This is a genomic window from Limnohabitans sp. WS1, assembly GCF_003063265.1.
Lineage (GTDB): Bacteria > Pseudomonadota > Gammaproteobacteria > Burkholderiales > Burkholderiaceae_C > Limnohabitans_A.
The window spans coordinates 99,665-124,735 of sequence record NZ_NERU01000003.1 but is presented as its reverse complement, the minus strand read 5'-3'; the positions used below and the strand labels follow the sequence as shown (position 1 = coordinate 124,735).

The 25,071-nt window shown below is 61.2% G+C and carries 20 protein-coding genes; 15 read left to right on the top strand and 5 right to left on the bottom strand.

Annotated elements, in window-relative coordinates; all coding sequences use genetic code 11:
- Positions 1–2: 2 nt before the first annotated feature.
- Positions 3–1,613 (bottom strand): ShlB/FhaC/HecB family hemolysin secretion/activation protein, encoded by a 1,611-nt coding sequence (locus B9Z48_RS06175; protein WP_233261032.1) that lies wholly within the window; start codon positions 1,611–1,613, stop codon positions 3–5.
- Between the two features lie 230 nt (positions 1,614–1,843).
- Here B9Z48_RS06175 and B9Z48_RS06170 point away from each other — a divergent pair, with 230 nt between their 5' ends.
- The 5 genes from B9Z48_RS06170 (at position 1,844) to B9Z48_RS06150 (ending at position 5,817) form a co-directional block, all read left to right on the top strand.
- Positions 1,844–2,683 carry a thymidylate synthase gene (locus tag B9Z48_RS06170; RefSeq protein ID WP_108377523.1) on the top strand — a complete coding sequence of 280 codons (840 nt, stop codon included), beginning with the start codon at positions 1,844–1,846 and terminating at the stop codon, positions 2,681–2,683.
- Positions 2,684–2,694: 11 nt separating this feature from the next.
- Entirely contained in the window at positions 2,695–3,183 is a 489-nt protein-coding gene (locus B9Z48_RS06165; RefSeq protein ID WP_108377522.1) for a dihydrofolate reductase, read from the top strand.
- A gap of 11 nt (positions 3,184–3,194) precedes the next feature.
- Positions 3,195–3,770, top strand: a complete 576-nt coding sequence (locus B9Z48_RS06160; protein ID WP_108377521.1) for a DUF4337 domain-containing protein — start codon at positions 3,195–3,197, stop codon at positions 3,768–3,770.
- A gap of 8 nt (positions 3,771–3,778) precedes the next feature.
- Positions 3,779–4,567, top strand: a complete 789-nt coding sequence (xth, locus tag B9Z48_RS06155) for an exodeoxyribonuclease III (RefSeq protein WP_108377520.1) — start codon at positions 3,779–3,781, stop codon at positions 4,565–4,567.
- Positions 4,568–5,169: 602 nt separating this feature from the next.
- Positions 5,170–5,817 (top strand): DUF3011 domain-containing protein, encoded by a 648-nt coding sequence (locus B9Z48_RS06150; RefSeq protein WP_108377519.1) that lies wholly within the window; start codon positions 5,170–5,172, stop codon positions 5,815–5,817.
- Positions 5,818–5,863: 46 nt separating this feature from the next.
- Here B9Z48_RS06150 and B9Z48_RS06145 read toward each other — a convergent pair whose 3' ends face one another.
- From B9Z48_RS06145 to B9Z48_RS06135, 3 genes are all read right to left on the bottom strand, one after another.
- On the bottom strand, positions 5,864–6,841 hold the full coding sequence (locus B9Z48_RS06145; protein ID WP_089963567.1) for an alpha-E domain-containing protein: 978 nt from the start codon (positions 6,839–6,841) through the stop codon (positions 5,864–5,866).
- A gap of 141 nt (positions 6,842–6,982) precedes the next feature.
- Positions 6,983–8,434, bottom strand: coding sequence for a circularly permuted type 2 ATP-grasp protein (locus B9Z48_RS06140; protein ID WP_108377518.1), 1,452 nt, complete (start codon positions 8,432–8,434; stop codon positions 6,983–6,985).
- Positions 8,435–8,533: 99 nt separating this feature from the next.
- Positions 8,534–11,122, bottom strand: coding sequence for a DNA internalization-related competence protein ComEC/Rec2 (locus B9Z48_RS06135; protein ID WP_108377517.1), 2,589 nt, complete (start codon positions 11,120–11,122; stop codon positions 8,534–8,536).
- 334 nt (positions 11,123–11,456) lie between these two features.
- Between B9Z48_RS06135 and B9Z48_RS06130 the strand changes: the two genes are divergently transcribed.
- The 8 genes from B9Z48_RS06130 (at position 11,457) to B9Z48_RS06095 (ending at position 20,893) form a co-directional block, all read left to right on the top strand.
- Complete coding sequence (locus tag B9Z48_RS06130) at positions 11,457–14,858, top strand: DUF2126 domain-containing protein (protein ID WP_108377516.1); 3,402 nt, start codon at positions 11,457–11,459, stop codon at positions 14,856–14,858.
- Between the two features lie 70 nt (positions 14,859–14,928).
- Positions 14,929–17,766, top strand: coding sequence for a circularly permuted type 2 ATP-grasp protein (locus tag B9Z48_RS06125; RefSeq protein WP_108377515.1), 2,838 nt, complete (start codon positions 14,929–14,931; stop codon positions 17,764–17,766).
- Positions 17,763–18,680, top strand: coding sequence for a transglutaminase family protein (locus tag B9Z48_RS06120; protein WP_233261031.1), 918 nt, complete (start codon positions 17,763–17,765; stop codon positions 18,678–18,680). Before B9Z48_RS06125 ends, B9Z48_RS06120 begins: the two co-directional genes overlap by 4 nt.
- A 138-nt stretch (positions 18,681–18,818) precedes the next feature.
- On the top strand, positions 18,819–19,277 hold the full coding sequence (locus B9Z48_RS06115; protein WP_108377514.1) for a RidA family protein: 459 nt from the start codon (positions 18,819–18,821) through the stop codon (positions 19,275–19,277).
- A gap of 9 nt (positions 19,278–19,286) precedes the next feature.
- Positions 19,287–19,553, top strand: coding sequence for a DUF2164 domain-containing protein (locus B9Z48_RS06110; RefSeq protein WP_108362741.1), 267 nt, complete (start codon positions 19,287–19,289; stop codon positions 19,551–19,553).
- Complete coding sequence (locus B9Z48_RS06105; RefSeq protein WP_108377513.1) at positions 19,550–19,750, top strand: hypothetical protein; 201 nt, start codon at positions 19,550–19,552, stop codon at positions 19,748–19,750. Before B9Z48_RS06110 ends, B9Z48_RS06105 begins: the two co-directional genes overlap by 4 nt.
- Before the next feature lie 7 nt (positions 19,751–19,757).
- Positions 19,758–20,336, top strand: coding sequence for a flavin reductase family protein (locus B9Z48_RS06100; protein ID WP_108377512.1), 579 nt, complete (start codon positions 19,758–19,760; stop codon positions 20,334–20,336).
- Positions 20,337–20,377: 41 nt separating this feature from the next.
- Positions 20,378–20,893 carry a DUF1993 family protein gene (locus tag B9Z48_RS06095; protein WP_199233466.1) on the top strand — a complete coding sequence of 172 codons (516 nt, stop codon included), beginning with the start codon at positions 20,378–20,380 and terminating at the stop codon, positions 20,891–20,893.
- A 69-nt stretch (positions 20,894–20,962) separates the two neighbouring features.
- Here the strand turns inward: B9Z48_RS06095 and B9Z48_RS06090 are convergent, their stop codons facing one another.
- Positions 20,963–22,681 carry a tannase/feruloyl esterase family alpha/beta hydrolase gene (locus tag B9Z48_RS06090; protein WP_108377511.1) on the bottom strand — a complete coding sequence of 573 codons (1,719 nt, stop codon included), beginning with the start codon at positions 22,679–22,681 and terminating at the stop codon, positions 20,963–20,965.
- A gap of 180 nt (positions 22,682–22,861) precedes the next feature.
- Here B9Z48_RS06090 and B9Z48_RS06085 point away from each other — a divergent pair, with 180 nt between their 5' ends.
- Together B9Z48_RS06085 and B9Z48_RS06080 are read left to right on the top strand one after the other, a co-directional pair.
- Positions 22,862–24,349: an ATP-binding protein gene (locus tag B9Z48_RS06085; protein WP_228769378.1), complete on the top strand. Its 1,488-nt coding sequence runs from the start codon at positions 22,862–22,864 to the stop codon at positions 24,347–24,349.
- Positions 24,346–24,972, top strand: a complete 627-nt coding sequence (locus B9Z48_RS06080; RefSeq protein WP_089963550.1) for a response regulator transcription factor — start codon at positions 24,346–24,348, stop codon at positions 24,970–24,972. Before B9Z48_RS06085 ends, B9Z48_RS06080 begins: the two co-directional genes overlap by 4 nt.
- The last annotated feature ends 99 nt before the right edge of the window (positions 24,973–25,071 follow it).

Below are 25,071 nucleotides of genomic sequence, written 5' to 3'. Positions count from 1 at the left end.
ATTCAAAAATATTTGACGCCCTGAATCCAGAAACGGCCTGAGCGGTCTGGCGCAGAAACGGCATCGGCGTTGCCCAATTTGCGGGCGTAAAACGCCTTGACCGAAAAGTCACGCGTCTGTGTCCAATAAACCCCCACACCGGCACCGCTGAGGTGGCGGTGGGTCGGTGTGCTGGTCCAAGGGTTGTGGTTGAGCTTGACCACACCTGCATCGACAAAAGCCGCCAGATGCACCTGCCCGCTCGCCGGGGCCAAGCCCAGCAATTGCTGCCTGACTTCAAGGGTCAGCAAGTAGCCTTCATCGGCAGCCGCTTCACCCTCGGGGTAAGCGCGCACCCCGTACATGCCCCCCAAGGCCATTTTTTCGGAAACATCCAGATTTTGAGAGGCCATCTGCCCACTGAGCGAAGTCCACAAGGTCAGCCCCTGACGCACTTGCTGCATGCGGGATACGGCAAATGACAGTTTGTTGAAGTGGCCGTTGGTGTCGGCCGTGCTGGCGTCCAGCGCCCGTGCTGCGGGCGTCTGAATGTCCACATGGCCAGTCGACCAGGCCAAGGAATAGGTGTTCAGACCGCCAGCACCTAGCCCATCGCGTTGGTCGCCATACAAGGACACCGTGGCCACTTGCGCCTGTTTGTCCGTGACCAAGGCCATGGCCTCCAAGCGGTCCTGAAACACCTTGTGGTCCCAGCTCAAGCCCACATTCATGTTGGATTGCCGAGAACGGCGCAAGGGGTAGCTGGCAAACAAGGTGGTGATTCGGGCGTGACCCTGAGCCTGCAGGGGCTCAAACTCATGGCCCAACTGGTACGACAAGTCGCTGTAAGCCAGCCCCAAACGCGCTCGGCCCAGGGGGGCTTGGTACGCGGCGCGCAGGTAATTCAAACCCTCACCCGAGCTCAGTCCGCGCAAGGTCAACAAGTCACCCCGACCGCTGGGGTTGTTCAAATGGACCGTGGCACCGGCCCGGTATTCGCCCGTGTAACGGTTGCCTGCGTTGTCGGCGTCCAGACTGCCGCTGAGCAAGGGGCCGGGCTTGAGTTCCAACACCAGGTCGGACAAACCCCTTGATGCGCCCGGCATCAGGGTAGAACGAACCTGGACACCCGGCACATCGGACAACAACAAAAGGCGCTCCTCCAGTGGCTGCGCCATGATCACGTCCCCGTAATTCAAGTCAGCCAGCAAGGACCGGGGCAGTTGATCGTCCAGGTCACTGCTGTTGTTCAGGGTGATCTGGCCATATTGCCCCTCCAACACGGTGATGGTCACCGCCCCGTTTTGAACTTCCTGGGCTGGCAAATAAGCCTGTGCCACCCCGTAGCCCTGCTGCCGATAATGCCGGGTGATTTTGTCGGCCATCTCACCAAGCGCCCTCAAACTCAGGGCTTGCCCTGGCTCAAAGCCTGCGACCTTGACCAATTCGGCCTCGGTGTAGGCACTGGCACCGGTCACATTCAAGCGTTGCGCCACAAAAACCATTGCAGGGGGTAGCAAACCGGTTACAGGCTTGGGTGTTGGCAAGTCCAGCTGCGGCGCACGCTGTGGCGCAGCAGGCAGCAGCGGCATTTGCTGCAATAGCCCACCTGCACTGGGCAAAGTTTGGGCCATCAGACCACTTGACACCATGAGCAAAAGGCAAGGGCTCCAGGGGTTTGTTTGCATAAGCACTTTCGATGTCAAAAAATAGAGAACCAAGTCATGCCATCAGGCTAAAGCCCACACCCAAAGTGGACAGTGCGCTGCGGCACACACCCCCCGATTCAAGGCCACATGCCCCCTGAACGTGAAAAGAGCTCGCCCGACCTCGCCGGGGGACCTTTGCCTTAAACTTCCAGCCCATGAGCCTTGTTGAACACCCCATCCGCAGCCAATACGAAGACTTCATGCGCCACGTCTACACCACAGGCGTGCAAAAAGGCGACCGCACCGGCACCGGCACGCGCAGTGTGTTTGGCCACCAAATGCGTTTTGATTTGAGCGAGGGTTTTCCGCTGGTGACCACCAAGAAGGTGTTTTTGCGCGCCATCATCGTGGAGCTGCTGTGGTTTTTGCGTGGCGACAGCAACGTGAAATGGTTGCAAGAGCGCGGCTGCACCATCTGGGACGAATGGGCCCGCGAAGACGGCTCGCTCGGCCCGGTGTATGGCGTGCAATGGCGCAGTTGGCCCACGCCGGGCGGCGGCCACATCGACCAGATGCAGCAGGTCATGGACACGCTCAAAAACAACCCCGACAGCCGCCGCATCATCGTGAGCGCCTGGAACGTGGCCGAGCTGGACCAAATGGCCCTCATGCCTTGCCATGCCTTGTTCCAGTTTTATGTGGCCCCACCACAAAACCCTGGTCAAAAAGCCAAACTCAGCTGCCAGCTGTACCAGCGCAGCGCCGACATCTTTTTGGGCGTGCCCTTCAACATTGCCAGCTACGCCTTGCTCACCCACATGGTGGCCCAGCAATGCGACATGGACGTGGGCGACTTCATCTGGACCGGTGGTGATTGCCATATTTACGCGAATCACCACGAGCAAGTCGAGCTGCAGCTCAGCCGCTCGCCCATGGCTTACCCCACACTGCACATCAAGCGCAAACCTGCGTCGATCTTTGATTACGCATTTGAGGACTTCGAGGTCGTGGGCTACGAATGCCACCCCGCCATCAAAGCCCCGGTGGCGGTTTGAGACCCAATTCGATGAAGCTGCACCTGATTTACGCCCGCGCCCGCAATGGCGTCATCGGCAAGAACAACCAGATGCCTTGGCACCTGCCCGAAGACTTGGCGCACTTCAAGCGCGTCACTTTAGGCCAGCCGGTCATCATGGGGCGCAAGACCTGGGACTCTCTGCCCACCCGTTTTCGCCCACTGCCCGGTCGCCTGAACATCGTCATCACACGCCAGACCGACTGGCAGGCCGATGGCGCACTTCGGGCGGGCTCCATCGAAGAGGCCATGCGTCTGTGTGGCGATGTGCCCGATGCCTGGATCATGGGCGGTGCCGACATTTACCGTCAGGCCGCACCGTTGGCCCATACAGCAGTCGTCACCGAAATTGATGCCGACTTTGAAGGCGATGCCTTCGCCCCGGAACTCGGTCCAACTTGGCATGAAGTGCAGCGCGAAGCGCATGTTTCGGCACAAGGCCTGCACTTCAGTTTTGTCAATTACCAACACAAGCTCTAAGGAATCCCCTCATGTCAGGACACGGTTTTCACGTGCACGGCCCGCACGACCACGAACTCGAACACGCCGCCCAAGGGCATGGCGGCAGTCACACCAACGGCATTGCCATGTTCACGGCGGTCATTGCCACAGTGGGCGCTTTATTTGGTTACATGGGTGGGGCCACACAGGCCAATGCGGGTCTGTACAAAAACAACGCCGCCATCAAAAAGACCGAGGCGTCCAACCAATGGAACTATTACCAAGCCAAAAGCAGCAAGCAAAACCTGAGTGAATTGGCGCTGGAGTTGGCACCCGCGAGCCGAAAAGACTTTTACGTCGACGAAATCAAACGCTACAAGGGCGAAAAAGCCGAGATCAAAGTGGCCGCTGAAAAGTTGGAAGCCGAATCCAAGTCATGGGATCAGCAATCGGATGAGCAGATGCACCAGCACCACCGCTGGGCCCAAGCCACCACCGTCTTGCAAGTGGCCATTGCCATGGCCGCCATTGCACTGCTGTCCAAGAAAAAATGGCTCGAATACGTGATGTATGGCGCGGGTGCTGTGGGCGTGGTCATCGGCGGCCTGGCTGCTTTGCACATTTAAGGGGCTTCATGAAAATTGCCACTTGGAATGTGAACTCTTTGTCGGTGCGCCTGCCTCAGGTGCTCGATTGGCTGTCCGCACAAAAAGCCGAGGGCGGTGTGGATGTGCTGGCCTTGCAAGAACTCAAACTCACCGACGACAAGTTTCCCGCTGCCGCATTGGCCGAGGCCGGTTACCAAGCGCAGTGGTTTGGCCAAAAAACCTACAACGGCGTGGCCTTGATTTCCAGCACTTCGGGGCAGGATGTGGTCAAGAACATTCCGGGTTTCGAAGACGACATGTCGCGGGTGATTGCAGCCACTTACCCGGATGGCCAGGGTGGCGACATTCGGGTGATTGGTGCTTACTTTCCCAATGGCCAAGCCCCCGACAGCGACAAGTTTGTCTACAAAATGCGTTGGCTGGATGCGCTGCGCGAGTGGGTCGGCCGCGAGATGCAACAACACCCGAACCTGGTGCTGCTGGGTGACTACAACATCACCTTTGACGAACTCGACATGTGGGACCCGGTGGGCCTGAAGGACACGATCCACTGCACCGTCGCCGAACGTGAAAAGCTGCAGGCCCTGATCGACCTGGGCCTGACCGACAGCTTCCGGCTGTTTGAGCAACCTGAAAAAAGCTACAGCTGGTGGGACTACCGCGAGTTTGCGTTCCGACGCAACCGGGGCCTGCGGATTGACCATATTTTGATTTCCCAAGCCCTCAAAGCCCGGGTCACGGCTTGCGTGATTGACCGTGCGCCCCGCAAAAACGAGCGCCCCAGCGACCACGCGCCCGTGGTCATCACGCTCTAAGGCCATGGTTCCGGCCCTGTGAAGTTTGTACAGGGGAAGGCCCCGCATTTTGTGGGAGTCTCTTGATTTTGTGGGAGCCCCTGCATTTTGTGGGAGCCCCGCCCTCGGGGCGATTCTTGGTGGTCTGCGAAGGTGATCGCGACGAGGGCGTCGCTCCTACAAGGGAATGCCCCGCATTTTTTGGAGGCCCGCCCTCGGGGCGATTCTTGGTGGTCTGCGAGGGTGATCGCGACGAGGGCGTCGCTCCTACAGGGGAAAGCCCCGCATTTTGTGGGAGCCCCGCCCTGGGGGCGATTCTTGGTGGTCTTCGAGGGTGATCGCGACGAGGGCGTCGCTCCTACAGGGGAAAGCCCCGCATTTTGTGGGAGCCCCTAGATTTTGTAGGAGCCCCGCCCTCGGGGCGATTCTTGGTGGTCTGCGAGGGTGATCGCGACGAGGGCGTCGCTCTTACAGGGGAAGGCCCCGCATTTTGTGGGAGCCCCGCCCTCGGGGCGATGGGTGGTGGTCTGCGAGGGTGATTACAAAAATTTACCCTTTTTTATTTTAAAAAACCAAAAAATGAATCGTAATTTTTAAAATCAGAAAAACTTCTGATTTTGACAATGCCCTTTCTCAAACACCCTCTGGTCCGTGCTGTCTGCCTCGCGCAATCGCTCATCTTGATGGTTCCAGCGGCCCCCGTTTACGCGGCCAGCACCAAAACCATCACCTGTGACAGCCGCGATTTCGAACGTGTGCGTTGCGACATCAGCAACAAAAGCGTGCGACTCAAACGGCAACTGTCGGTGTCATCCTGCCGCGAAGGGCGTGATTGGGGTTACGACAAACGCGGGGTGTGGGTGGACAACGGCTGCGAAGCCGAGTTTGAGGTCACCCAAGACAGCGGCTTGTCCAATGGCGAAGCCGCAGCGGCCATCATCATTGGGGGTTTGCTTTTAGGCGCATTGGCCATGGGCGATGACGACAAAAAAGCCCCACCAGCGGCAAGCTCTTCGGCGACCATGCCCCCCAATTGGGCGGTGGGTGGGTTCAGAGGACGCAACCCGTCCACACAAAAAAACGAAGACTTGACCATCGAGAGAAATGGGCAAATCAAAGTCTTCCGGCAAGGCCTGACGCTGCCAGGGCAGTGGCTCAGCGGTCAGCAATTGAGCATCCAAAACGACACCTTTCGCGCCGAACGCATCAGCGGCGGTTTGCGCCTGATCCATGCATCGGGGCCATCGTCGGACTACTTTTTGCTCGACTGAGCAAGGCGTTGTGCCCCTGCCAACACAGAATGCTCTGCGGCCTGGATCAACCGTGGCTGGGCATTAAAAACTCACGGCTGATGCGTCCACCCAGCACATTCACCCGTTCCAAAAACTGGGTCAGGTAGGCGTGCAGACCCGTGGCCAAGATCTCGTCAATGCGGCCAAAGGCCAGTTCGGCACGCAAACGCCCCGCATGGCGCAAGGTGTCACTGTCAGCATCGTGCGAGACCAGCTTCAAGTTGGACAAGACTTCGTTCAGGCTGGCGTGCAACGAGCGCGGCATGTCCGGGCGCAAAATCAGCAACTCCGCCACCCGCTCGGGCCGGATCACGTCGCGGTAAACCTTGCGATACACCTCAAAACCACTGACGCTGCGCAAGATCGCACTCCAGTGATAAAAGTCGTATTCCTGCGTGCTCTCGGTCTCGGATGCGCCGTATTGTGGTGCGCCAAAAAAGTCGTTGTTCATGGCGTGGAACTTCACGTCCACCAGCCGGGCCGTGTTGTCGGCACGCTCTAAAAATGTGCCCATGCGCATGAAGTACAGCGACTCGTCCATCAGCATGGTGCCCACCGTCACGCCGCGAGACAGGTGCGAGCGGAACTTGACCCACTCAAAAAACTGACCCGGATCACGCTCGAACTCGCCGCTTTTGAGCATGCGGTTGACTTCAAGCCAAGTCTGGTTTTGGGTTTCCCAGACCTCGGTGGTGAGCGTGCCGCGCACGGCGCGGGCGTTTTCACGGGCGGCACGCAAGCACGACAGGATGGACGAGGGGTTGTTCTCGTTTTTGACCATGAAGGCCATGACGTCGCGCGGCGTGATGGTTTTGTAGAGTGACAAATACGAGGGCAACAGCTCACTGATGGACAAAATGCCCTCCCAGCCGACTTCGACCGCAGCGGCCGACTGGGGCAAAAGCGAGGTTTCATAGCTCACATTGAGCATGCGGGCGGTGTTCTCGGCCCGCTCCATGTAGCGGGACATCCAGAAAAGGTGGTCGGCGGTTCTTGAAAGCATGGTGAATTCCTTGGAGATTCTTGGATAGGCTTGACTTGGTTTTTGTAGGTCGGCGGCGTCAGCCCCGACATTCAAGGTTAATCAAGCACGATGTCGGGGCTAAAGCCGCCGACCTACGGGGAGACCTTGTGAATGCATTGTTCAGTCTTGCAATATCCAGGTGTCTTTGGTGCCGCCGCCTTGGCTGCTGTTGACCACCAAAGAGCCTTCTTTCAGCGCCACACGCGTCAGTCCGCCAGGCACCATCTGCACCGTGCGGCCGCTCAGCACAAAGGGGCGCAGGTCGATGTGGCGCGGCGCGATGCCGCTGTCGACATACGTGGGGCAAGTGGACAAGCTCAGCGTGGGCTGGGCGATGTAGCCCTCGGGGTTGGCCAGCAGTGCGCCCCGGAAGCGCTCGATCTCTGCCTGGGTGGAGGCCGGGCCAACCAGCATGCCGTAGCCGCCTGCGCCGTGTACTTCTTTGACCACCAGGTCTTTCAGGTGGGCCAGGGTGTACTGCAGGTCGTCAGGCTTGCGGCACTGATAAGTGGGCACGTTTTTGAGGATCGGCTCCTCGCCCAGGTAGAACTTGATCATGTCGGGCACATAGGGGTAGATCGACTTGTCGTCGGCCACGCCCGTGCCCACCGCGTTGCAGATCGCCACATGCCCGGCTTTGTAGGCGTCCATCAGGCCCGCACAGCCCAGGGTCGAGCTGGGGCGGAACACATTGGGGTCCAAAAAGTCGTCGTCCACCCGGCGGTAGATCACGTCCACCCGCTTGGGGCCGCGCGTGGTGCGCATGTAGACGAACTTGTCTTTGACAAACAGGTCTTGCCCTTCGACCAACTCCACGCCCATTTGCTGGGCCAAAAAGGCGTGCTCAAAGTAGGCGCTGTTGTACATGCCGGGCGTGAGCACCACCACCGTGGGTTCGGCCGTGGTGGCGGGGCTGCTGGCACGCAGGGTTTCCAGCAGCAAGTCGGGGTAATGCGCCACCGGGGCCACGCGGTGCTGGCTGAACAGTTCGGGGAACAGCCGCATCATCATCTTGCGGTCTTCCAGCATGTAGCTCACGCCGCTGGGCACACGCAGGTTGTCTTCGAGCACGTAGTACTCGCCCTTGCCCGCGCTGTCGGGGGCACGCACGATGTCGATGCCGCTGATGTGCGAATAAATCTGGTTGGGCACGTCCACACCCACCATCTCGGGGCGGAACTGCGCGTTGCGCTCGATTTGTTCGCGCGGCACCACCCCGGCCCTCAAGATGTCTTGGTCGTGGTACACGTCGTGGATAAAGCGGTTCAGGGCCGTGACGCGCTGCACCAAACCGGCTTCCATGCTTTTCCACTCTTGGGCGGCAATCACGCGGGGAATCAGGTCAAAGGGGATCAAGCGCTCGGTGCCCGATCCGTCTTCGTCTTTGTCGCCATAAACAGCAAAGGTGATGCCCACTCGGCGAAAAATCATCTCGGCTTCTTCGCGGCGCGAAGCCATGGTCTGGGGGTCTTGCGCTTGCAACCATCGGGCATAGGCCAGGTAATGGTCTCTGACTTCTGCGGTATCGCCTGCTGCAGGCAAGCGGCTGTACATTTCATCGAATTGGCGCATGACTCTTCACTCCTGATGACCTCAAAGCAAGATGTATACCCACCCCCGTGGCACGGGCAGAGATCCTCCATGTCGAGGGGAAAAAGACTTGATTGTTCATCAAGGGGGAAGGTGGTGCCAATACCGGCGCGACTGGACCCGTTCGCAATCCAGTTGCTCCGGCCTGTCGCTGCGCCAGCGGGCTGCACCACAACGGGGACTGTCCACCCATTGGATTTGCAAGTCCTTGTAACGAGCCATCACCTCGGGTGCAGGGTGTCCAAATCGGTTGCGATAACCCGCTTGCACCATGGCCCATTGGGGCTGCAGGGCTTGCAAAAAAGCGATGCTCGACGATGTCTTGCTGCCGTGGTGGGGCACCAACAACCAGTCCACGGGCTTCAAACCCTGGCGCACCAAATCCAGCTCTTGGGCTGCCTCGATGTCCCCGGCCAACAAGGCAGCCCCCCCTGCACCCTGAATGCGCAGCACACAGCTGACGGCGTTGGGGCGGATCTTGGACACGCTTGGGCCCTTGGCCACCCGGGATGCCGCCAAGGGATGAAGCACTTCAAAATGAACACCGTCCCAAACCCAAGACTGCCCCGCTTGACAAGGTGTCCAGTCAGGCCTGAGCGCGTGCAGGGGGTGTTCATCCTCCAGCGAAGTCCACAACTTGGCCTGCGCTTGCATGGCGAGCACGGCCGCAGCACCCCCCGTGTGGTCACTGTCCCGGTGACTGAGCACCAGGGCATCGAGCTGCTCACCCATTTGGGCCAATAAAGGCACCAGCACCCGGTGGCCGGCATCGCTCTCGGCGGAATAACGTGGCCCGGCGTCATACAACAAACTGTGCGTGGCCGTGCGAACCAAGACCGCGTTGCCTTGCCCGACATCAGCCGCCAAAAGATCAAACACACCCTGGGCAGGGCGTTGTGGAGACCACCCCATCACAGGCCAAAGCAAGGGCAAGCACAACAATTTCCAGGACCAAGGCAACTTGAGCACGAGTCCCGCTGCGCCCAGCAAAGCCAACAGCGCCAAACCCCATGGCGGTTGGGCCACCGAGACACTGGCCAAGGGCCACGACGCCAACCATGCCAACACCTGAGCCATGGGCAACAAAGCCCAAGCGGCCAGGACCCAGGCCTCGGTCCAGACGACCCCCAGCATGGCCAAGGGCGTGACCACCAGGGTCACCCAAGGTATCGCCAGCAAATTGGCCAATAAGCCCACCACCGACACCTGACCAAAAAAAAGCAAGGTCAGTGGGGCCAAAGCCAGCGTGACCGTGGCTTGTTCGCGGCACAAAGCCCCCAAACGCTGGAGCACAAAAATTCCCCAAATGGGTAATTTTTCTGCACTCAAACGGTGCATTAACGCAGGATGCTCTGATTTGGTGCCCGAGCTCAGGCCCTGCGGTGCAGGTGACTGGGGAGGACCTTTTTGATCGGGCCCAGAAGCCATCAACACCCCCACCGCCACAAAACTCAACCAAAAACCCGGTTGCAACAATGCCCAAGGGTCAAACGTCAAGACCACGGCCCCCGCCGTCCACCAAATCAGTGCACCCGACCATTGCCGGGCCAAGCTGTTGAGGCCCGCCACCACCAGCAGCATGAGCAATGTGCGCTGGGCAGGCACCCCCCAACCACTGAACAAAGCGTAAAAAGCCGCCAAGGCCAAACCCACCACAGCCCCCACATGCACAGCAGGCCAGCGCAAAGGACCTGAAAACCCCCACAGAGCCAACTTGCGCCAGCACCCCGCGACCAAGCCAGAGGCGATCCAGGCAAACATGGTCACATGCAAGCCCGAGATGCTCATCAGGTGCGAGACACCTGTGGCCCGAAATACATCCCAATCGCTGCGGTCAATCGCCGCCTGATCACCGGTGACCAGTGCGGCCACCACCCCTGCCCGCTTGGCCGCATCGGCATCGCTGCCTGGGGGAGACAGATGGGTCAACAAGCGATCGCGCACCGCCTGACGCCAGCCCTCGATCGGGTGGGCCCAAGTGCTGGCCAAGCGCCGGGGAGCGGGGTCTTTGGCACGGGTTCGGACATAACCGGTGGCGCGGATGCCTTGTTCCCACAGCCACAGCTCGTAGTCAAAGCCTCGCGGGTTGAGGTGGCCGTGTGGCGCTTTCAAACGCACCCGAAAGCGCCAGCGCTCACCCGCTTTGACGGGCTCGGGCAGGGGCGACAGGTTCCAGCCACTGTCGTGCAGACCCTCTTGGCCGTACCAGCCCAGATAAACCTGGGACGGCACTTGGGCATCCACCCGCAGCGCATGGCTGGCACCTGTGGCCCCCGATCCGTCCACTTGCCAGGCTTGTTCAATCCGAAAACGAAAGCGCCACCCCAAGTCCTGGCGCTGCGGCATGGCCTGCACCACACCCACCACATCCAGATCCTGCCCCTCGAGCATCGGCTCGATGGTGCTGACCCGCGTCCAAGCATGCAGGCCCGTCACGCCAAAAGCAGCCGCTGCCCACACCAAGGCCCAAGCCGCATGATGGACAGCCCACCCGGCTCTTTCATGGCCCAGCATCCGCCGCAGCCCCAAAGCGCCAGCCATCACGGCACACAAGCCCCCCGCATAAGCCTGCCAAGGCCACAAGACCGCTTGCTGCAAGGCCAATGCCACCCCCATGCACCAAGCGGCCAAGGCCCACCCCAAACTGCGGGCCCAGCCCATCGATGTCATGACGCCCACTCAGCACATGCCGCTGCTGAGCGTCTGGGCTCAGTGCTGGCTTGCCCTGGGTGACGGACATTTTGAGGGGGAGTATGACTGGGCCGTTCTGGCCCATGGCACCCGCTACCCTGCTCGCTCATCTGCTCCGTCTTACCGTCCCGCTTCATGGCAGCCTCCCTGATTTGGCTGGTGTTTGTGCTTGGCTCTGGCGCTCTTGGATTGGAATGGCGTCTGCCCGGGTCTGCAGGGGCAGACAAAAGCCCATCCTGGCGCGTGTCTTGCTTGTTGTAACCGCCCAAGCTGCATTTGTCATGCGTGCAGCCCCTGTTGCGCCTTTAGAAATATGTCGATACACGTTGCCCTGCACCACGTCACCCACTACACCTACGACCGCCCCGTGCAGCTCGGCCCGCAAGTCATCCGCCTGCGTCCCGCCCCGCACAGCCGCAGCCGCATCCTGAGCTACAGCCTCAAAGTCGAGCCCGAGGAACACTTCATCAACTGGCAACAAGACGCCTTTGCCAATTACCAGGCCCGTCTGGTTTTCCCCCAAAAAACCACCTCCTTCAAAGTCACGGTGGATGTGGTCACCGAAATGGCCGTGTTCAACCCCTTCGACTTTTTTCTGGAACCCGCTGCCGAAAAAGTGCCGTTCAAATACACGGACACCGTGCGAGAAGAGCTGCAGTCCTACTTGGTCAAGGAACACAAAACGCCCTTGTTCAAGAAATACCTGGCCAGCATGGATCGCAAGCGCCAGCGCACCATCGACTTTTTGGTGCAAATCAACCAGCGTCTGCACCAGGACATTCGTTACACCATCCGCATGGAGCCGGGCGTGCAAACGGCCGAAGAAACCCTGACCCTGAAAAGCGGGTCTTGCCGGGACTCGGCTTGGCTCTTGGTGCAGCTGTTCCGTCACATGAACATCGCGGCCCGTTTTGTCTCGGGCTATTTGATCCAACTGGCACCGGATGTGAAATCGCTCGACGGCCCCAGCGGCACCGAAGTGGATTTCACCGACCTGCACGCTTGGTGCGAGGTGTATTTGCCCGGTGCAGGCTGGGTGGGGCTGGACCCCACTTCGGGTCTGCTGGCCGGTGAAGGCCACATTCCACTGGCCTGCACACCGCAACCCTCGGCCGCCGCGCCCATCGAGGGCCTGATGGACAAGGCCGAGGTGACGTTTCACCATGACATGAGCGTCACCCGCATTCACGAGTCCCCCCGCGTGACCAAGCCCTACACCGAAGAACAATGGGACGCCGTGCTGCACTTGGGTGAGCAAGTGGACGCGCAATTGGTGGCCCAAGACGTGCGCCTGACCATGGGCGGCGAGCCCACTTTTGTGGCCACGCAGGACCGCGATGCGGCAGAGTGGAACACCGACGCCCTGGGCCCGACCAAACGGGGGCTGGCCACCGAACTGGTGCACAAGCTGCGCCAGCAGTACGGCCAAGGCGGTTTTTTGCACTTTGGTCAGGGCAAGTGGTATCCGGGCGAACAACTGCCGCGCTGGGCGCTGAGCATTTACTGGCGGGCCGACGGCACGCCCTGTTGGCAAGATCCTGCGGTCTTTGCCGATGAACGCGAACCCAGTACCTACACCAGCGCCGATGCCCAGCGCTTCATGCAGGCCCTCACGTCACACCTGGGTTTGCCGGACGACACCGTGCTGCCCGGCTACGAAGACACCTGGTACTACCTGTGGCGCGAGCGCCGTTTGCCGGTGAACGTGGACCCGTTTGATGCGCGGCTGGACGATGAAATGGAGCGCAACCGCCTGCGCCGCATTTTCAGCCAAGGGCTGGACCAGGCGGTGGGCTATGTGCTGCCGCTGCAGCCCGTGGAGGTGCCCGAAGGGGCCCCGCTGCCCGCAGGCAGCGTTTCTGAATGGCAAACCGGCAACTGGTTTGTCCGCGAAGAGCGGCTGTATTTGATGCCCGGCGACTCCCCCATGGGCTGGCGTTTGCCGCTGGACTCGCTGCCTTGGGCCGCGCCCACCGAGCGCTGGCACATGATTGAGCAAGACCCCTTTGCCCCCCGAACGCCACTGCCCTCCAGCACACCGCTGAGCTTGCAATCGCGCACCCACACCGCCCCAACGGTCCGCACCACGCCTGAAAAATTCAAGTCTGACCCCTCGGTGGTGCGCACCGCCCTGTGTGTGGAAGTGCGCGACCCCAACCGTGCCAACGGGCCCAAGGTGGAGGCCGATGCACTGGCCAAAGGCGAAAAATCCGGCGTGCTGTACGTCTTCATGCCGCCTCTGGCGCGTCTGGAAGACTACCTGGCGCTGGTCAGCGCGGTGGAAGCCACGGCGCTGAAGCTGGGCATGAAAATCGTCCTGGAAGGCTACCCGCCCCCACGCGACCCGCGCCTGAAACTCCTGCAGGTCACGCCCGATCCCGGCGTGATCGAAGTCAACATCCACCCGGCGCACAACTGGACCGAGCTGGTCGAGCACACCGAGTTCTTGTACCAAGCCGCCTTTGAAACCCGCCTGTCGGCCGAAAAGTTCATGACCGATGGCCGCCACACCGGCACGGGCGGGGGCAACCACATGGTGATGGGCGGGGCCACACCATCAGACAGCCCGTTCTTGCGCCGCCCCGAACTGCTGGCCAGCCTCATCCTTTACTGGCACAACCACCCGAGCCTGAGCTATTTGTTCAGCGGCATGTTCATCGGCCCCACCAGCCAAGCCCCGCGTGTGGACGAAGCGCGCAACGACCAGGTCTATGAGCTGGAGATTGCGCTGCGCGAGATCACGCGCAACCGAAAAAAATACGGTACCGAAATGGCCCCTTGGGTGGTGGACCGCACCCTGCGCAACATCTTGGTGGACGTGACCGGCAACACCCACCGCAGCGAGTTTTGCATCGACAAGATGTACTCGCCCGACAGCAGCACCGGGCGCTTGGGCCTGCTGGAATTGCGTGCCTTCGAAATGCCACCCCACGCCCGCATGAGCATTGTTCAGCAATTGCTGCTCAGAGCACTGGTGGCCCGCTTCTGGGACAAACCGTATTTGGCCCCCGTCAGCCGCTGGGGCACCGAGCTGCACGACCGCTTCATGCTGCCGCACTGGATCCACAAAGACTTTGACGACGTGCTGACCGAATTGGGCGACGCTGGTTTTCACTTCGACCCCACCTGGTTTGCACCGCATTTTGAATTTCGCTTCCCCTTGGTGGGCCAAATCCAGGTGGACGGCACGGTCGTCACCCTGCGCAATGCGCTGGAGCCTTGGCACGTCATGGGCGAAGAAAGCAGCGCGGGCGGAACGGCCCGCTATGTGGATTCATCGCTTGAACGCATCGAGGTGCATGTCAGCGGCATGAACCCCGCGCGCCACACCCTCACCGTCAACGGCAAACCTTTGCCCCTGCAAGCCACAGGCGTGGTCGGCGAGTACGTCGCCAGCGTGCGCTACAAAGCGTGGAATCCCCCTTCCTCATTGCACCCCAGCATCGGCATGCACGCCCCGCTGACGGTGGACTTGGTGGACACCTGGATGAAGCGCTCGTTGGGTGGCTGCCAATACCATGTGGTGCACCCTGGCGGGCGCAGTTACGACACCTTCCCGGTCAACGCCTATGAAGCTGAAAGCCGCCGCATGGCCCGCTTCTTCCGCATGGGTCACACGCCCGGAGCCATGAAGCAGCTGCCCACGCTGGTGCCCAACGCTTCGCTGCACGCCAGTGCAGAGTTCCCCTACACCCTGGATTTGCGAAGGGTGTGAAACGCACACTGTTTACTGACGCTTGGAACTCACGCCTGAAAGGCGGAGTTTGCAAGCGACAATGCATCCGATGAACGAGTTCTCTCACGCCAACCACCCCGCCTTGCCCGCCCACGCCAACCAGTGGCTGGGTCTGCAGCAAGAATGCGCGCCCGCAGGGCACTGGGATGAAATGCGCGGGGCCTTGACGGAAGCTGGCGACAGCTCGTTGAACGGAAGCGATGAAAACCCCAAACCGCAAGCCACGCTGAGCAGCGCCTGGCTCAGCTTTGCAGCGCAGCAGGACATGGCCACCCTGCCCCCCAAGGGGGCAGCAGATGGCCCCCACGCAGTGGCCGACACCCACGATCTGAATACGCGCATGCTCAACTTGCAAAGGCAAGTGCGCGACAACGGCATCACCTACAACGTTTACGCCGCAGCCGACCAACCCCAGCGGCCCTGGTCTCTGGACTTGTTTCCGCTGATGCTGGACCAAGCCGACTGGCAACAAATTGAATCGGGGGTGCTGCAGCGCATGCAGCTGCTCGAACGCATCATGGCCGACGCTTATGGGCCGCAACAACTGGTCCTCAAAGGCCAGTTGCCCGCCGCCCTGGTTCAGGGTCACCCCGCCTATTTGCCCGCCATGCAGGGCGTGCCCCCCGTGGGGGGGCGCTACTTGTCACTGGCCGCATTTGACCTGGCACGCGGTGCAGACGGCTGCTGGTGGCTCTTGTCCCAGCGCACCCAGGCACCCTCGGGGCTGGGGTATTTGCTGGAAAACCGGCAAATCGTCTCGCGCCTGTTTCCACGGGCCTTTGAAGCTTTCCCGGTTCAACGCTTGGCCGAAACCTACCGCACGCTGATCGACGGCATCAAGGCCCGCAGCCCCGCCGGTGCCGGTGCCCACATCGCGCTGCTCACACCTGGCCCCTACAACGAAACCTATTTCGAGCACGCTTATCTGGCACGCTATTTGGGTTTGAGTCTGGTGCAAGGCAATGACTTGACAGTTCGCGATGAAAAGCTGTACCTCAAGACCTTGCAGGGGCTGCAGCCAGTGCACGGGCTCTTGAAACGCGTCGATGACGACTGGCTGGACCCGCTGGAGTTGCGTGCCGACTCCACCCTGGGCGTGCCCGGCTTGCTGCAAGCCGTGCGCAGCGGCCATGTGCTGGTGGCCAACACACCCGGCTCGGGATTTCTCGAATCGAATGCGCTGCTGGGCTTCATGCCCGCTTTGGCGCGTGATTTGCTGGGGCAAGCGCTGCAGTTGCCCGCCATCCCCAGCTGGTGGTGTGGTGAAGCGGCAGCGCTGCAAGACGTGCTGCCGCGCATTCAGGGCTGCGTGATCAAACCCACTTACCCCTACAACACGGACCGCCAAAGTTTTGAACCGGTGTTGGGCCACAGTCTGTCGCGTCAAGCGCAAAACGAATGGGCCGGGCGCATTTTGCGCGACCCCGATGCGCACACTTTGCAGTCGTGGCTGCCCTTGTCGCACCAACCGACTTGGCAAACCGACGCACAGGGCCAAGCCTGCATTCAATCGCGCCCCGTGGTGCTGCGGGTGTTTGCCGTGACCGATGCCCAGGGCGGCTGGCAGGTACTGCCCGGAGGTTTGGCCAGACTGGGCACCCGTGAAGGCATCGCATCGATGCAGCGCGGTGGCAGCAGCGCCGACGTGTGGGTGCAAAAGGCCTCCAGTGGCCCGACGCAGTCGCAGTCGCAGTCGCAGTCACAGTCACAGTCACAGTCACAGTCACAGTCACAGTCACAGTCACAGTCACAGTCACAGTCGCAGTCGTCACCCATGCCATGGCGTCCTGCGCCAGCTCCGGCGGCCCCGCGGGACCTCAACGCCATGGACACGCAGGCCGACGTCAGTGCCCTGCAAAGACAACGCTTGGTCACCAGTCGGGCTGCTGAAAACCTGTTCTGGATGGGCCGCTACACCGAGCGCACCGAAAACACCCTGCGCCTGGTGCGCTTGAGCCTGGAAATTTTGGGCAGCGAAAACCAAAACCTGCCCAGCTTGCTGAACTTCATCACCCGCATGGCCACCCGCCATGGCTTGGTGCGTGCCGGTGTGCCCGCCGCCACGCAGGCGCACCGGGTGTTTGAACGCTCGTTGATTGCCGGACTGTGGGACCGCGAACTGGCCACCAGCGTAGGGTTCAACTTGCGCTCTGTGCGTTTGGCTGCCGCAGCGGTGCGCGAGCGCCTCTCCCCGGAACACTGGCGCTTGCTGGAACAAGCCGAAACACGTTTTTTCAAACCCGTCGGCACCGAGGTGTCTTGGGTGGCCCCCGACACCGTGGCAGCCCAAAGCCTTTTGGCCGACACCAGCCAAATGCTGGCGGCCCTCACCGGTGCCCAAACCGACCGCATGAGCCGCGACGATGGCTGGCGTTTGCTCTCGATTGGCCGGCACATTGAGCGTTTGACCTTCTTGTCCCATGCTTTGAGTGAAGCCGTGCACCTGGGGCTGATGGCCGAACAAGCCGGCTTTGACGCCGTGCTCGACCTGTTTGACAGCACCATCAGTTTTCATGCCCAGTACCAACAAAGTCGAACCCCACAGGCTTTGATGGACCTGCTGGTCACGCATTCGGACAACCCGCGATCACTCGGCTGGGTGGCGCACACCCTGCGCTCCCGATTGCTGCGCATGGGCAACTTGGCCGACGGTGCCACCTTGGCCTTGGCCCAACAAGTGCCGCAAATGATTGACCTGCCCCCCGAATCGCTGTGGCCCCCTGAAACCCACGACCGCGCCGGGCGGCCACGTCCACCCTGCACTTTGGCACTGCCCCTGGATGCCGTGTTGGCCCATTGCCAAACTGCGGCCCATGAGGTCTCAGACCAGTTGTGTGCTTTGTTTTTCACCCACAGCGGTCAAGCCCGCTACAGCGTGGGCGCTTGAACCCCGAACCCCGCATGCACCTGTCCATCACGCACGACACCCGATACCGCTACAGCCCCTCCGTTCAAACGGCGCAGCATGTGGCGCACTTGCAGCCGGCCCATACCCCGTGCCAAAAAGTCGTGAGCCATGTCATTTGGATCGAACCCCAGGCCACGGTGGTGCACCACATCGATGCCTTTTTGAACCACCGTGCCTACTGGGCATTGACCCATCCACACGATGGCCTGACGGTTCGGGCACACAGCGAAATCATCACCAAGCCACTGCCCCCGGGCAGCAGCAAGCAAAGCTGGGAGTCGGTCCGCGAGCACTTTCGTTACCGTGGCGGGCATGCCGGTGATGTGCACAGCGGCTACGTTTTCGGCTCTCACCATGCCCCCGTGAACGAAGCCTTTGTGGCCTATGCCCAAAGCAGCTTCCCCCCTGGCCGCCCACTTCAGCAAGCCGCGCAAGAACTCACGGCCCGCATGCACCGCGATTTCCATTACGAAACGGCCAGCACCGACATCAACACCCCGGCGCTGGAGGCGCTGCAAAACAAACGCGGGGTTTGCCAGGACTTTGCCCACATCCTGGTGGCTTGTCTGCGCTCGCTGGGCTTGCCCGCCCGCTACGTGAGCGGCTATCTGCTCACCCAGCCGCCGCCGGGCCAGCCCCGCCTGGTGGGCAGCGACGCCTCGCACGCCTGGGCCTCGGTGTATGTGCCCGAGCTGGCCAGCCACGCCAGTCAAGGCTGGCTGGACCTGGACCCCACCAACGACCGCTGTGGCTTGGCGAGTCCGGGCGAAGACTACGTGCGCCTGGCCGTGGGCCGCGATTTTGCCGATGTCTCGCCCCTGCGCGGCGTGCTGCAAGGCGGCGGCTCGCACACCCTTGAGGTTGCGGTCACGGTGGCGCCTCTGGGCATTTGATCTGGACGTTTGATCTGGACCAGTGATCTGGGCGTGTGAAATCGGCGGCCATCCACCCGCCCCTTCAGCGACAATCTCCCTTTTGCCACTCCTGCACAGGCGGGAGTCCCTCTTCAACCCGCGACCGAGACCACCCCCATGAGCGTTTACGACACCCTGAAATCCCTGAACATCGAATTGCCCCCCGTGGCCGTCCCCGCTGCGGCCTATGTGCCCTTTGTGCAGACCGGCAACCTGGTTTTCCTGTCCGGCCACATTGCCAAGAAAGACGGCAAAGCCTGGGTCGGCCAGTTTGGCAAAAACATCGAGACTGCCGAAGGCCAACAAGCCGCTCGCGCCGTGGCCATTGACCTGATGGGGACCCTGCACGCCGCCGTGGGCGACCTGAACAAGGTCAAGCGCATCGTCAAAGTGATGAGCCTGGTCAACTCCACAGGCGACTTCACCGAGCAACACCTGGTCACCAACGGCTGCAGCGAATTGCTCGGCCAGGTGTTTGGCCCCCAAGTTGGTGCGCATGCCCGCAGCGCCTTTGGCGTGGCCCAAATTCCCATGGGCGCTTGCGTCGAGATCGAGCTGATCGCCGAAATCGGCTGATCCACGGCCATGCCCATTGAGCTGAGCAAAGAGGACCGCGCTCAGGCCATTGCCAGCATTGAGCGTTACTTTGAGGCCAACTTCGAGCAAAAGATCGGCAACATTTCTGCCGGTGCCCTGCTTGGTTTTGTCCTCGAAGAAATCGGCCCCAGCATTTACAACCGCGCCGTGAGCGATGCCAAAGAACGCATGCTCATGCGCGTGGAAGATCTGGAATACGAAGTCCGTGCGGACGAATTCCAGTACTGGCAAAAGTTCAACAAACGCAAACCATGAACAAGGCCCTCATCGCGCTGACCCTGCTGGGGGGCCTGTCGGGTTGCGGCCTGATTTCAACGCAAGGCGTGTACGAAGAAATCCGTGCCCAGGAAAGGGCCAAGGCCGTCGGCAGCGGCACCGCCCCGGGAACCCCGCTGCCGACCTACGATCAATACCAAAAAGAGCGCTCAGTGCTCTCGCCCGAACCCCGTTGAACACCGCATGCACACTGTTGAACTGAAACACGCTTACCGTTTGCTCAACCACGGCCCCACGGTGCTGGTGGGCAGCCAGCATGCGGGCCAAAGCAATGTGATGGCCGCCGCCTGGGCCATGCCCTTGGACTTTGACACCCCCAAGATCGCGGTGGTCATCGACAAAGCCACACTCACCCGCGAGCTGATCGACGCCTCTGGTGTGCTCAGCATCAACGTGCCCTGTGTGGCCATGAAAGACCAGGTCATGGCCGCTGGGGGTTTGAGTGGCAAGACTGTCCCCGACAAGCTGGCCCGTTGCCAGATCAGCACTCAGCCCGCGCCACACACCGGTGTGCCGCTCGTCGATGGATGCACCGCACAGCTGGAGTGCCGCGTGCTGCCCGCCACTGCCCATGTGGCGGGGCCACACGATTTGATTTTGGCCGAGGTGATCGGGGCCTGGGCCGACGAACGTGTGTTCAGCCAAGGCCGCTGGCACTTTGAAAACGCCCCACCCGAATTGCGCAGCCTGCACCATGTCGCGGGCGGCCACTTTTATGCCATTGGCGAGGCGGTCCAGGCTTTGCCTGTGACCCACGCTTGAACTTCTAAACCCAAAACCTTCAACAACGAACGGAGACTTTCATGACCATTTCCATGTCCAGCGCCAGCCTGCCCGTGTGCACCCGCATGCTCACCAACCTGAGCCACATCCTGGCCAAGGCCGAGCAATTCGTCGAAACCAAAAAGATCGACCCCACGGCGCTCACCACCTACCGTCTGGCCCCCGACATGTTCCCCTTCACCCGCCAGGTGCTGATCGCTTGCGACGCGGTTAAAAACGGCGTGGCACGCCTGTCAGGCATCGACGCGCCCAAGTTTGAGGACACCGAAACCACCCTGGCCCAGCTGCAAGAACGCATCCAGAAAACCCTGGCCTTCATCGCCACTGTGCCTGCAGCGGCCTTGGACGGCACAGAAGACAAGGACATCACTTTTCCCGCAGGGCCTGGCAAAACGCGCACCTTCAAAGGCCAGGACTACCTGACCAGCTGGATGCTCCCCAACCTGTACTTCCACATCACCACGGCGTACACCATCCTTCGCCACAACGGCGTGGAAGTGGGCAAGATCGATTACCTGCTGGGTGCGCAGGGCTGAGGTCTCCAGCCATATACAGGCCAGGCGCGGAAGATTTCATCGCGCCTGGTACATGGCAACTGCACGCGCTCAACGGCAACTGAAGCTGCTGGCCTCTTCCAGCGAGCCACTGCCCTTGTAAGTGGCCACCGTGGGGTAAGCGCACAGCGGGCGTGTGCGCTTGGCCGACCAATCGGCGGGCAGCTCGGTGTTCACGCCGCCCGCGTTGCCTGCACCACGCACACTGGCCGACACGGCTTGCGGTGCCTCGCCCTGCTCGACCCACTTGACCAAGGGTCCGAGCAGGTCAAATTGGTCAGCGGCCGGGCCCATGCTGCAGTGGTTCATGCCGGGCACCGGGAAGTAGCGTGCAAAGTCAGCGCCGGGGTTCAGGCCCGCCTTGCCCACGCGCTCCACCCACTGGCGGGTGTCTTCGGCAGAAAAGATCGCATCACTCACCCCGTGGTACAGCACCACCTTGGCCCCCCGAGCGCGCACAGCGGCCAAATTGGTGGGATGGGCTTCGCCGGGCGGGGTCATGAGCGACCAACCCGACTCGCGGTAGGTGTCGTTGGTGGCGCTGAACATCTCCAAACGCGCAGCGATGTTGTCCTTGAGCGGGTCCACTGGCGTAGGTGGCACGCTGAAGATCGTGCGAAGCGCCAGCGGATCGCGGATCAAAGAATCGACGAACTTCCAGGTGCCCCAGTTGGCACCCGCCACGCCCGGGTCATAAGGAAAACTGGCGTAAATCCGTTGACCTGCGGGGGTGTGTGCCCCCTCAAACACGCGGGCCACCACGTCTTTTTGTTCAGTGGTCAGGCAAGCGCCATGGCGCGCCCCCGTGCAGGTGGGTACATCGGTCTTCACCTTGAAAGCCGCCTGACAAGCCTGCGTGGCTTGCACCATGCCGTCTTGGGCCCCATCCAGCGCATCACACTTGTCCGCAATGGCCTTGGCCACGGTCAAGCGCTCTTGCGGGGTGAAGGCACTGGCCAGATCGGGCAGTGTGCCGTTGGGGTTGAGCGGGTTTTTGACGGTGGCCCCGGGTGTGGCCAGCGGTGCCCACTGCTGAGCGCCCCAGATTTGGGCCAGTGCCGCATAGGGCAAACGGTAACCCGGAGCCCCCACCAGATAGCCGTCGTACTGGTCGCCCAAACGCGCAGCGGCCACCATGGCGTGCCGCCCACCGTTGGAGCAGCCACCGATATAGGAGCGGTCAGGTCCTTTGCCATAGGCCCCCCGAATCAGTTGCTTGGCCATGGGGGTGAGTTTTTCTACCGCCTGGTAGCCGTAATCCAGCCGCGCCTGGGGCTCCAGGCCAAACACCGTGGTTTGTGGTCCGCTGTGCCCTGCATCCGAGCTGATGACCGCAAACCCCTGCATGAGTGCCCCCGTCAGTGGCCCCCCACCCAAGGCCCCAATCGCCGCCTGAACGTTGCCATCCAGGCCACCATTGCCTTGGTAATAAAAACGGCCATTCCACGCCACGGGCAAACGCATCTCAAACCCAATGGCGTAATCGCGGCCATCGCTGCCCTTGCGCTCATGCATGCGGCCTTTGACCAAACAATGCTCGGGTATGGCTTGTGTGCCCTGCCGCAGTGCGCCTGAGGACACCACGGCAGCCGATTCAATGCGGGTGTGGTCCAGCTTCAACTGACCCGTCAATGCGGTGCAGTTCACCAGACTGCCCCCGGTTGCGGCTTTGAGTTGAGCCACGGGGCGTTCGGGCAAGGCGCTGCAGGCGACCAAAACGCCAGCAGCCGACAGGATGCCCAGACCTTGGGCCCAAGCTTGAATCTTCATTTTTTGCACGGTTCATCTCCAACAGTCCAGACATTCAGCAAGGTTATTCCAAAGTCAGCGATTTGTCTGTCATCTGTGCAGTTCCCGCTGCACGCCAACTGTTTGTCGTCAATGGAAGCCCAGCCTTGAATGAAAGTGGCCATCTTCAGTGCCTGTCAAAAGCACCCGGAAATTGGCGTCATGCAAGAATTGACCATGCCCTTCAAACTCAACGCCTATGGACAACGCCTCTTGCTGTGGTTGGTGCTCTCTGCCCTGGGGGCTGTGCTGCTGGCACGCTCCGAGCTGAGGCAGCTGCGCGAAGCGTTTGAGACCGATGCCCGCATTAGCCACCGCTTGCTCAGCCAACGCGCGGTCCAGCACGAAGCAGTGCTGGCCACGCTGGCCTTGCTGCAACCGACGGCGCAGCCTGGCGTTGCCGACACGGCAGAACAGCGTTTGTCATCGGTGTACCCGCAAATTCTGAGTGTGCAACGGCGTGACCCTGGCAGCATCTGGCCCAACACCAGCTTGGTGGATGCAGAAAACGCCTCGCGCCAGACGCAGCACGCCGCACTGGCGAATCTGGATTTCACGGATCAACTTGGACGCTACCAACTGGTGCTCGCGGCCCAACCCAGCAGTTTTTCTTTGTTGATTGACATGTCTGCCAGCGTGCCTTGGAGCGACTGGTCCATGCCAGTGCAAAGCAGCCCCGTTCGGGTGACGCTGGAGCAAGCGGGCAAAGTGTTTGTGGTGCAACCAGGGCGTGTGACCCCGTCGGGCTGGCGCTTTGAGTTTCGCAAAAATCTGGCCAGCCTGAGCCAGCCATTTGAGCTGGTGGCCGTGCGCCAGGTGGGCTGGCTTGAGTTGCCCTGGGGCGTGATGGCCGTGTGGACATTGCTGATGGCGGCCTTGATGGCGGGCTGGTCAGCTTGGCAGCGCCAGCGCAACGCACGCCGACGTGCCGAAGAATTGCTGCGCGTGGGGCAGGTGGAGCGCCTGAACACGCTGGGGGAGCTGGCTGCAGGCATGGCCCATGAACTGAACCAGCCACTCACCGCCATTCTGGCCAACACCCAGGCGGCCAAACGCTTGCTTCAAGACGACCCCGACGAACTGCCCGCCGCACTGCAAGCCATGCATCAAGCCGTGGTGCAAGCCCGCCGCGCAGCCGATGTATTGGCCCGCTTGCGCCGCGCGGTAGAGCAACCCAACGCGGCGCAGCCGAGTCAGGTGGTTGACTTGGCACAAGCCGTGCGCAATGCGCTGGACTTGCTGGCGCCCGAGGGCAAGCGCCGAGGTGTCACCGTCTCCGTGCAAGTGGTGCAGCCTGTCCAGGTGCTGGCCGAACGGGTGGCGCTGGAGCAAATCGTGCACAACCTGCTGACCAATGCCTTGCAGGCACTGGACCTGGTGCCGATGTCAGAGCGTCATCTGAGTCTGCACATTGAAGTGGTGTCAGGTAGGGGTGTGCTGCGCGTGGCAGATACCGGACCGGGCATTGCACCAGAGACTTTGCCACATGTGTTTGAACCTTTTTTCACCACCCGCGAAGGCGGACTCGGATTGGGGCTGAGCTTGTGTGAAACTCTGGCCACAGGCATGGATGGGCAACTGATTGCCCAGGCCAATGCGCCACGTGGCGCGGTTTTTACCCTCACCCTGCCAATGGCACCCGGCCCATGAATGCACCGCTCTCACCGCTGATCCATTTGATTGACGACGATGAGGCCGTACGCGCCAGCCTGGCGCTGCTGATCGGCACCGTGGGCTTGCGGGTGCAGACTTGGGCTGATCCGCAGGATTTCATGCAGGGTTTCGACCGTCAGGGCATTGGTGCCATCGTGCTCGATGTGCGCATGCCCGGCACCAGCGGCCTGACTGTGCTCGACGCGCTGATGGCCCAAGGTGTGGATCAGCCCGTGGTCATGCTCACCGGGCACGGCACGGTAGAGCTGTGTCGGCGTGCTTTTAAATCGGGTGCGACCGAGTTTTTGGAAAAACCGATCAATGACGAGCTGTTGGTCGAAACCTTGCAAAACGCCGTGCGCCAGCATGTGCGCTCACGTGAACGGCACCAAGCCAGCCGGCAAGCGCATGAGCGTTATGCACAGTTGTCCGGACGCGAGCGTGAAGTGCTGGGCCTGATCATCGAGGGGCTGACCAACAAGGAAATTGGTCGTTCTCTGGGCTTGTCGCCCCGTACCGTAGAGACCCACCGCGCCAACCTGTTTGGCAAACTGCAAGTGGAGTCTCTGGCGCACCTGATACGCCACTACGCCACGGTGGCCGCGCAATCCGATGCCTGAACCAAGCGGCTACTTTGCTGATTGGCTCGGAAAGACTGCGTAGTTCTACGGATGCTCGCACGTAACTGCACGAATGGTCAGCGTGCGCAGGCTTGATTA